The following is a 9686-nucleotide window of genomic DNA, read 5'->3' as shown; positions in this document are numbered from 1 at the left end:
CTTATAAGTTGACTATCTATGATTGCAAATGTATTCACAGATAGCCACTAATGTTAAAGAGTGGTTACCTATCTTTTGTTAGACAGGCATAGTAAATCAATTCCTTTATAGTAGAACGTGAGATAGATAAGTAAATCAAGATTGTTCATTAGTTCATCAAGTTTGCAATGAAAGTGCTTACCCTCCAGATTTGATGTAGTAGCACCGTTATACTTTTGCTCACGCTCAGCAGCATCTATAGTGATGAACGATCTTGAGAAAGCCTTGTCTACGCCTTTACTACGTAACTGAACCTGAAACGAGATAGTGCCTTATGCACTGGCTCTTTCTTTGATATTGATACTCGCTATATGAGTTATTCCTAAGAGGTACTTTACACAAGTAGTAGTGTTGTTTCTAAGGAAAACCTATTTCAATCAGATTCTTATAGGTTTAAAACTACGGCTATGGTAGATAATCGATTCGTCTTAGTAAGAGGATAGTGAGCATGACCGAACGAATTCAGGTGCAGCAGGGGGATATCACCCGCCTTGAGGTGGATGTTATCGTCAATGCCGCCAATCCTTCACTGATGGGGGGCGGTGGCGTGGATGGCGCAATCCATCGCGCCGCCGGGCCGTCATTACAGGAGGCTTGCGCCGTTGTTCGCCAGCAGCAGGGCACCTGTCCGACCGGACATGCGGTGATCACCCACGCGGGAAACCTGAAAGCAAAAGCTGTCATTCATACTGTCGGGCCGGTCTGGCAGGGCGGGGGAGAACAGGAAGCCTCGCTCTTGGAGCAGGCGTACCACAACAGTTTGCAGTTGGCGCTGGATAATGGCTATCGCACGCTGGCCTTTCCGGCGATTTCAACCGGGGCCTACGGCTATCCTCATCGCGAGGCAGCGGAAATTGCCATCAGTACGGTGGCGGCATTTCTGACTCGCCGTAGCCTGCCGGAAATCGTCTTTTTCGTCTGCTTCGATGACGAAACCACGCGTTTATATCAGGAAATACTTGGCCAGACGCGGATCCCCGCGCTGGCCAACGACGCCAACACCTAGTGGCCGGCCGTCTGCGGTTTAGGTGCTTTTTGCTGTGGTTTGCCGGAAAACAGGAAACGCAGCAGGGGAATACGCAGATGAATTTCGTACAACACCAACGCACAGCCCACCACAAAAACCAACCCGGTCAGGAAGCCGAGCGTATTTGAGCTGATGCTCGGCATAATCCAGGCGCCGAAGAACAGCGTCAGCGGGTGGTGCACCAGATAGATAAATAAGGAAGCATTAACGAAATAGGTGACGCGTGCGGACTGGAAGTTCAGCATACGGTGGCCGAATGAGAACACCACGTTCACCATCCACACGCCTAATACCATCGTAATCACATATTCCGTTTCATACATCCATGCATCGCCAGAACCGTAGTGCTGATTCAGTCGATAGGCGATAAACCCGAACAGGGCCGCCACGATGCACCACGGTGAAGGGGTGGTGAACAGCGTTTTTAACTTCGGATGAATAAAGGCCAGCGCGCCGAGAATAAAGAAGGGCACGTAAAACAGCGTCTGCATGACCACGAAGTTAAACAGGCCATCACTCAGAATCGGCGGGTAAATAAGGAATAGCGTCCGACGGATAGCGGCGTAAACCACACCGAGCAGCAGGAACATGAGCGTAAGTTTGCCCATGGTCATGTTGTCGAAGAGATCGGCCCGGCGACGCATCTGGCGGCGGCGCATCTGGTGAAAGACCAGAATGCCGAGAGTAGTCAGCACCACCAGAACGAGCAGGAACCACAGGTGCGACACCAGTTCCCAGGCCAGCGTATTATATTTTTCGTAAAACGACAGCGTATGCCAGGTTTCCGTCTTACCCTTAACGTATTGCAGCATCAGGAATTGCGGCAGCGTGAGCAGCGGAATGGCGGTTAGCATCGGAATACCCACGCGCTCAACGCGAACCTTCCACCATTTTTTGATGGGATAGCGCAAAAAGAGCATGTAGGAAAAGTAGCCGGAGATAACAAAGAACACCTGCATGCGAAATGCGTGCACAAAATCGTTAAAAAGCGTCAGCCACCATGACGGCGTCGGGCTATTCATATGCCAGGTGTGGGTAGAATACAGGAGCGAAATGTGAAAGGGGATCCCCAGCAACATTAGCCAGGCCCGAATCGAGTCGAGAAAATATTCACGCTGTGCGGGTTTGTTATTCATAGGGTTAGGTACGATTCTCAGACTAATCGCCTTACAGACTAAGACGAGAAAGTTTACATTCGTTGGCAACCCTACACGAACTCTGGTTACCTGTCTCCAGGATAAGCACGCAAAGTGCAAAGCACAGTCGACGGTTGCTTAATACCTAAGCCACCGGGCTGAACAATATGGGGATTATGTTGTCGGATTGCTTGAATTTCCAGTAAAATGGATCGGATCGATTTAAGCACACAAAGGGGGAAGTGCTTAGTTATATGAAACAGAAACCACAGATGATGAAACTGCGTTGGTTAGGCGCAGCCGTAATGTTGTCCCTGTGTACTTCATCTGCATGGGCATTCACTATTGATGACGTTGCAAAGCAGGCTAAGTCGCTGGCGGATAAAAGCTATGAAGCGCCGAAAAGCAACCTGCCTTCCGTCTTCCGCGATATGAAATATGCGGACTACCAGCAAATCCAGTTCAACCACGATAAGGCATACTGGAGCAACATTAAGACCCCGTTTAAGCTCGAATTCTACCACCAGGGTATGTATTTCGACACGCCGGTGACCATTAATGAAGTCACGGCGACCTCCGTGCGGAAAATTAAGTACAGCCCGGACTACTTCACGTTCGGTGACGTTAAGCATGACAAAGACACCGTGAAGGATCTTGGTTTTGCAGGCTTCAAAGTGCTGTATCCGATCAACAGCAAAGATAAGAACGACGAGATCGTCAGCATGTTGGGCGCCAGCTACTTCCGCGTGCTCGGTCAGGGGCAGGTGTATGGCCTGTCTGCCCGCGGTCTGGCGATTGACACGGCGCTGCCGTCCGGTGAGGAGTTCCCTCGCTTCCGTGAATACTGGATCGAGCGTCCAAAAGCGACCGATAAGCGTCTGACTATCTATGCGCTGCTGGATTCCCCGCGTGCAACCGGCGCTTACCGCTTTGTGGTGATGCCGGGTCGCGATACCGTCGTCGACGTGCAGAGCAAAATTTATCTGCGCGACAAAGTGGGTAAACTGGGCGTTGCGCCGTTGACCAGTATGTTCCTGTTCGGGCCGACCCAGCCTTCCGCCGCGACCAACTATCGCCCGGAACTGCACGATTCTAACGGTTTGTCTATCCACGCCGGCAACGACGAATGGATCTGGCGTCCGCTGAACAACCCGAAACATCTGGCCGTCAGCAGCTTCGCGACCGAAAACCCGCAGGGCTTTGGTCTGCTGCAGCGTGGCCGTCAGTTCTCTCGTTTTGAAGATCTGGATGACCGCTACGATCTGCGCCCAAGCGCCTGGATCACGCCGAAAGGCGATTGGGGCAAAGGCACCATTGAGTTGGTCGAGATCCCAACCAACGACGAAACCAACGATAACATTGTGGCTTACTGGACGCCGGATAAACTGCCGGAAGCCGGTAAAGAGATGAACTACAAGTACACCATCACCTTTACCCGTGACGAAGACAAACTGCATGCCACGGACAACGCGTACGTGATGCAGACTCGCCGTTCTACCGGCGATGTCAAACAGTCGAACCTGATTCGTCAGCCTGACGGTACCCTGGCGTTCATCGTCGACTTTACCGGTGCCGATATGCGTAAAATGCCGCAGGATACGCCGGTAACGGCGCAGACGAGCATTGGTGATAACGGTGAAATCGTTGAAAACAGCGTTCGCTATAACCCGGTGACCAAAGGTTGGCGTTTAACGCTGCGCGTGAAGGTGAAAGATCCGAAGAAAACCACTGAAATGCGCGCTGCGCTGGTCAACGCGGACCAAGCGCTGAGTGAAACCTGGAGCTATCAGCTGCCTGCAAATGAATAAGACAACGAAGTATATCGACGCACTGTCGCTTACGGATGCAGAAAAAGCGGCGCTCCCGGACACGACGCTGCGCGCCGTGCACGAAGCGCTGGATGACGAGCATCAGACAATTGCACGCGATGACGACACGCCGTTGGCGTCCGTCAAAGCGCGTCTGAAAGAGAGCTGGCCAGATTCTCTGGGCGGCGATCAACTGATGAAAGACGAGGAAGGGCGCACGCAGCTGCAGGCGATGCCGAAAGCTACGCGTTCTTCTATGTTCCCGGACCCATGGCGTACCAACCCGGTTGGTCGCTTCTGGGATCGTCTGCGTGGCCGCGATGTCACTCCGCGCTACCTGTCTCGTCTGACCAAAGAAGAGCAGGAACGTGAAGCGAAATGGCGTACGGTGGGTTCCTTACGCCGTTACACGCTGCTGATTCTGACGCTGGCGCAGACCGTGGTCGCGACCTGGTATATGAAGACCATCCTGCCGTATCAGGGCTGGGCGCTGATTAACCCGGCCGATATGGTCGGGCAGAATCTGTGGGTCTCCTTTATGCAGCTGCTGCCGTATCTGCTGCAAACCGGGATCCTGATCCTCTTTGCCGTCCTGTTCTGCTGGGTCTCCGCCGGTTTCTGGACCGCATTGATGGGCTTCCTGCAACTGCTAATTGGCCGCGACAAGTACAGCATTTCTGCGTCTACCGTGGGCGATGAGCCGCTGAATCCGGAACACCGGACGGCGCTGATTATGCCTATTTGTAACGAAGACGTGTCCCGCGTATTCGCCGGTTTGCGTGCGACCTGGGAGTCAGTGAAAGCCACTGGTCAGCAGAAGCACTTTGACGTTTACATCCTCAGCGACAGCTACAATCCGGACATCTGCGTAGCAGAGCAAAAAGCCTGGATGGAGCTGATTGCCGAGGTGCAGGGTGAAGGGCAGATCTTCTATCGTCGTCGTCGTCGTCGCGTGAAGCGTAAAAGCGGCAACATCGATGACTTCTGCCGACGCTGGGGTAATCAGTACAGCTATATGGTTGTGCTGGATGCCGACTCGGTGATGTCCGGCGACTGCCTGACCAACCTGGTGCGCCTGATGGAAGCGAACCCGAATGCCGGGATCATCCAGTCTTCGCCGCGCGCCTCCGGTATGGACACGCTGTACGCCCGCTGCCAGCAGTTTGCAACCCGCGTTTACGGCCCGCTGTTTACCGCCGGTCTGCACTTCTGGCAGTTAGGTGAATCGCACTACTGGGGCCACAACGCCATCATCCGCGTGAAGCCGTTTATCGAGCACTGTGCGCTGGCGCCGCTGCCGGGTGACGGTAACTTCGCCGGGTCGATTCTGTCGCACGACTTCGTTGAAGCCGCGCTGATGCGTCGTGCCGGGTGGGGCGTGTGGATTGCCTACGATCTGCCGGGCTCATATGAAGAATTGCCACCGAACCTGCTGGATGAACTGAAGCGTGACCGTCGCTGGTGTCAGGGTAACCTGATGAACTTCCGACTGTTCCTGGTAAAAGGGATGCACCCGGTTCACCGTGCGGTGTTCCTCACCGGTGTGATGTCCTATCTCTCCGCGCCGCTGTGGTTTATGTTCCTGGCCCTGTCGACCGCGCTGCAGGTAGTGCATGCGCTAACCGAGCCACAGTACTTCCTGCAGCCGCGTCAGCTGTTCCCGGTCTGGCCGCAGTGGCGTCCTGAGCTGGCGATCGCGCTGTTTGCCTCGACCATGGTGCTGCTGTTCCTGCCGAAACTGCTGAGTATCATTCTCGTGTGGTGCAAAGGCTCGAAAGAGTATGGCGGCTTTGTACGTGTGACGGTCTCCCTGCTGTTGGAGGTGCTGTTCTCCGTGCTGCTGGCACCGGTGCGTATGCTGTTCCACACCGTATTCGTGGTCAGCGCGTTCCTGGGCTGGGAAGTGGTCTGGAACTCGCCGCAGCGTGATGATGACTCCACGCCGTGGAGTGAAGCCTTTATGCGTCACGGTTCTCAGCTGCTGCTGGGCCTGGTGTGGGCTGTCGGCATGGCGTGGCTGGATCTGCGCTTCCTGTTCTGGCTGGCGCCGATTGTGTTCTCGCTGATTCTGTCGCCGTTCGTGTCGGTGATCTCCAGCCGCTCGACCGTGGGTCTGCGCACCAAACGCTGGAAGCTGTTCCTGATTCCGGAAGAGTACAGCACGCCGAAGGTTCTGGCTGATACCGAAGCGTATCTGGAACAGAACCGCGCACGCGTGCTGGACGACGGCTTTATGCATGCGGTGTTTAATCCGTCGTTTAACGCCCTGGCAACGGCGATGGCAACCGCGCGTCACCGTGCGAGCCATGTGCTGGAGATCGCCCGCGATCGCCACGTTGAACAGGCGCTGAACGAAACGCCGGATAAGCTGAACCGCGATCGTCGTCTGGTGCTGCTGAGCGACCCGGTCACCCTGTCGCGTCTGCACTACCGCGTCTGGGCCGCGCCGGAGAGATATTCCTCCTGGGTGGCTGAGTACGATAAGCTGACGCTGAATCCGCAGGCGTTAAAAGCCAAATAACCCGGAGCGTCCCCGGTCGAGGTGGAACCCCGCCGGGGAAGGTCAGGGGAGATATTTGCCGTAAGGAAATACCGGCCATCCAGCCGGTATTTTTTTGTCTGTAACAATGAGGAAGAACAACGTGATACGAATGTTACTGGTTGTCGTCATGACGATAGTGCTGAGCGGATGCGGCAGCATTATCAGTAGAACGATTCCCGGACAGGGCCATGGAAACCAGTATTATCCGGGCGTAAAGTGGGATTTGCGCGATTCCGCCTGGCGCTATGTCACCATTATCGATCTACCGTTCTCGCTGGTGTTCGACACCCTGTTGCTGCCGATTGACGCCAGCCACGGGCCTTATGAGTAACTAGCGCTCATCCCATTCATCGGCAGCGGTCTGGCCCTCTTCGGTATCGAGAGAGGGCTCCAGCTGATACTCGCCTTCATCCCACTCGTGTAGCGTATTCTCTTCTACCCACTCCTGACGAAGCTCAATCTCGTCAAAGTCACCGTCAAACACGCTCTGCGCGGCTTCGCCGCTGAGCATTGGCAGACATTCGCCTTCTTCATCCTCATCGGCGAAGAACTCGGCCTGCCACATGATGTCACCGTCCTGTAAAACGTACTTTTGCATATTGAACTGCTGTACGTCCGCTTCGCTCTCCTCCAGACCGGGATTCTCGGCGAGAAAAGTTTCACGTGCCGCATCAATAGCTTCTTCGAGCGTGGCGTATAAGGTCATCTCTTTCTCCCTGCAATTTGACGTGGTATTCAGGGAAATAATAGCTGAAGTTTTCGGTTGTACACGCCCTGCGCGATGTTTTCACGCAAACCGCAGGGCGAGAGGGCTAGGGGCGAGAGGGTTCCGGGTTACGGCGTAGGCTGAAACCGGTATAAACGGCGTTAAACAGCACCACGATGGCGGTCACGCAGAACACCGCGCGGAAGCCATAGTTGGCCGATACGGCGGCGCCAATCAACGGCCCGGTCACGTTGCCGATATCGCGGAACGACTGGTTGTAGCTGAAAATACGCCCGGCAATCTGGTTGCTGGAGTTATAGACCAACAGCGTTTGTACCGCCGGAAGGAGCGCGCCGTCGGCGGCCCCCAGCAGGAAGCGCAGAATACCCAGCTGTAGCGGGTTTTGCACAAATGACATCGGAATCAGCAGCAGCACCGAAACAATCAGCGCGACGATAAGAATTTTCTCCGGGCCGATGCGGTCACCAAGTTTCCCCAGGCGCGGTGCGCAAATCAGCGCCGCCACGCCGGGGACTGAGGCTATCATACCGCTGATAAAGGCGATGTTGCTGATATTCCCCGCCAGATCGCGCACGTAGAGCGTGAGGATTGGCGCAATTGAACCGGTGGCGACTTGAATAATTAAGGTGGTGACGAACAGGCTAAGCACCAGCTCGCGGTTTTTCAGCGAGCCGAATACCTCTTTAACATGCAGCATCTCCTTTTTGGAGACCGGCGTGAACTGCTCGCGGATAAAGAACAGGGTCAGAACGAAGCAGATAAACAGTACCGTTGCGGTCATAAAGAAGACCGGACGCAGCCCATAGTTATCGGCCAGGAAACCACCGGCGAGCGGCCCAAGCAGCGCGCCGCTGACCGCGCCTGTCGAGAGCGTCCCCAGCGCCCAGCCGCTTTTATGGCGTGGGATCTGAGTGGCAATCAGCGCGTTGGCGTTAGGAATAAAACCGCCCAGCAGCCCCAGCAGCGCGCGCAGGATTAAAAATTGCCAGATATTCTGCGCCAGCCCCATCAGCAGCATGACGATGGCCATGCCCAGTGCCGAACGCAGCAGCATGATTTTGCGGCCTTTACGGTCGGCTAAACCGCCCCACAGCGGGGAGGCGATGGCGGAAAACAGAAAGGTGATACTGAAGACCAGGCCAGACCACATATTCAGCGCGCTGTGGCCAGTCACGCCAAGTTGCTCAACGTACAGGGGAAGGAACGGCATCACCAGGCTGAATGCAGCGCCGGTTAAAAAACAGCCGAGCCAGACGACAGCGAGGTTACGCTTCCAGTTTATGGGGGCATCTGAGGGTAGCATAGGGTTCCGCAGGCAATATCGCCAAAAGAGAGTGTATTTATAAGCCTGCTAATTATGCGCCCGTGTTCATATCACCGCAATGTGGGTAGCTTTTAAAGCTAAAACAAAACGCGCAGCCTGGGCTGCGCGTTGCGATCAGTAGCGGGAGGGGACACCTTCCGGACGCGTCTTAAAGCGCCGATGCAGCCACATATATTGCTCGGGCGCCATCAGGATGCATTTCTCGACGATGGCGTTCATCCATGCGGCAGTCGTTTCCGCGTCGTCCAGCGGCGGATTGCACTCCGGCTCAAGGATAATCAACTCGTAGCCTTTACCGTCCGGTTTGCGGCGCGGCACAAACGGCACAACGCAGGCTTTAGACATCTTCGCCAGCATCCAGGTACCGGAAGTAGTCGCCGCGTCTTTCACCGCAAACAGCGGGGCGAACACGCTGGCGCGCGGGCCGTAGTCGTGATCCGGCGCGTACCAGATGATCTCGCCGTTTTTCAACGCCCTGACCATCCCTTTGAGGTCTTTACGATCGAGCATGCTTTTATTCGAACGCATGCGACCCCAGGTTTGCAGCCAGTCGAGAACCGGGTTGTCGTTTGGACGATAGACACCGATGCCAGGGTTGTGGATACCAAACATCCGGGCGCCCATTTCGAGCGTCAGGAAGTGAATACCGATCAGCAAAACGCCGCGGCCAGAATCCTGTACGGCGCGAATGTGCTCAAGGCCGCTGGCGTCCATCCAGCGGTTAATACGCTTCGTTGGCCAGAACCAGGCGATGCCGGTCTCCATCACGCCCATGCCCACGGACTCAAAATTCTTCACCACCATCCGATGACGTTCTGCTTCGCTCATCTCCGGGAAGCAAAGCTCCAGATTACGGTAGGCAATTTTTGCGCGGCGCTTCATCAGCCGCAATGCCAGTCTACCCATCGCGTTGCCGAGACGGTAGATAACCGGATAGGGCAGTTGAACGACCAGCCAGAGCAGACCAATGCCCAGCCATGATGGCCAGTAGCGAGGATGCAGCAGCGCAGCGGTGAACTTGGGTAACTGGGTCATGTGTTTCCTGTTTTTACGAGCAACTGGTTCTATTGTCGCACTATTTTT

The 9686-nt window shown here is 55.1% G+C and carries 8 protein-coding genes; 4 read left to right on the top strand and 4 right to left on the bottom strand.

Annotation, left to right across the window (positions count from 1 at the left end; translation table 11 throughout):
• Window positions 1–487 precede the first annotated feature (487 nt).
• Complete coding sequence (ymdB, locus tag NNN71_RS05285) at window positions 488–1045, top strand: O-acetyl-ADP-ribose deacetylase (protein ID WP_167576208.1); 558 nt, start codon at window positions 488–490, stop codon at window positions 1043–1045.
• Here ymdB and mdoC read toward each other — a convergent pair.
• A complete protein-coding gene (mdoC, locus tag NNN71_RS05280) occupies window positions 1042–2202 on the bottom strand; it encodes a glucans biosynthesis protein MdoC (RefSeq protein ID WP_163448131.1) in 1161 nt (386 codons plus the stop codon). The genes ymdB and mdoC overlap by 4 nt on opposite strands.
• 272 nt (window positions 2203–2474) lie before the next feature.
• On the opposite strand from mdoC, the gene mdoG reads away from it, so the two are divergent.
• The 3 genes from mdoG to NNN71_RS05265 all read left to right on the top strand — a co-directional run bounded on the left by mdoG (window position 2475) and on the right by NNN71_RS05265 (window position 6883).
• Window positions 2475–4010 carry a glucans biosynthesis protein MdoG gene (mdoG, locus tag NNN71_RS05275; RefSeq protein ID WP_223802319.1) on the top strand — a complete coding sequence of 512 codons (1536 nt, stop codon included), beginning with the start codon at window positions 2475–2477 and terminating at the stop codon, window positions 4008–4010.
• Complete coding sequence (gene mdoH, locus NNN71_RS05270; protein ID WP_271458021.1) at window positions 4003–6531, top strand: glucans biosynthesis glucosyltransferase MdoH; 2529 nt, start codon at window positions 4003–4005, stop codon at window positions 6529–6531. Before mdoG ends, mdoH begins: the two co-directional genes overlap by 8 nt.
• A gap of 130 nt (window positions 6532–6661) precedes the next feature.
• On the top strand, window positions 6662–6883 hold the full coding sequence (locus NNN71_RS05265) for a YceK/YidQ family lipoprotein (protein ID WP_411908127.1): 222 nt from the start codon (window positions 6662–6664) through the stop codon (window positions 6881–6883).
• On the opposite strand, the gene NNN71_RS05260 is transcribed toward NNN71_RS05265, so the two are convergent.
• From NNN71_RS05260 to NNN71_RS05250, 3 genes are all read right to left on the bottom strand, one after another.
• Window positions 6884–7258 carry a MysB family protein gene (locus tag NNN71_RS05260; protein WP_249022014.1) on the bottom strand — a complete coding sequence of 125 codons (375 nt, stop codon included), beginning with the start codon at window positions 7256–7258 and terminating at the stop codon, window positions 6884–6886. It abuts the gene before it with no gap.
• A 106-nt stretch (window positions 7259–7364) separates the two neighbouring features.
• Window positions 7365–8582, bottom strand: coding sequence for a multidrug efflux MFS transporter MdtG (gene mdtG / locus NNN71_RS05255; protein ID WP_271458020.1), 1218 nt, complete (start codon window positions 8580–8582; stop codon window positions 7365–7367).
• A 135-nt stretch (window positions 8583–8717) separates the two neighbouring features.
• Window positions 8718–9638 carry a Kdo(2)-lipid IV(A) acyltransferase gene (locus tag NNN71_RS05250; RefSeq protein WP_271458019.1) on the bottom strand — a complete coding sequence of 307 codons (921 nt, stop codon included), beginning with the start codon at window positions 9636–9638 and terminating at the stop codon, window positions 8718–8720.
• Between the last annotated feature and the right edge of the window lie 48 nt (window positions 9639–9686).

Source organism: Kluyvera sp. Awk 3 (assembly GCF_028069715.1).
GTDB lineage: Bacteria > Pseudomonadota > Gammaproteobacteria > Enterobacterales > Enterobacteriaceae > Kluyvera > Kluyvera georgiana_A.
This window is presented reverse-complemented; position numbering and strand designations above follow the sequence as displayed.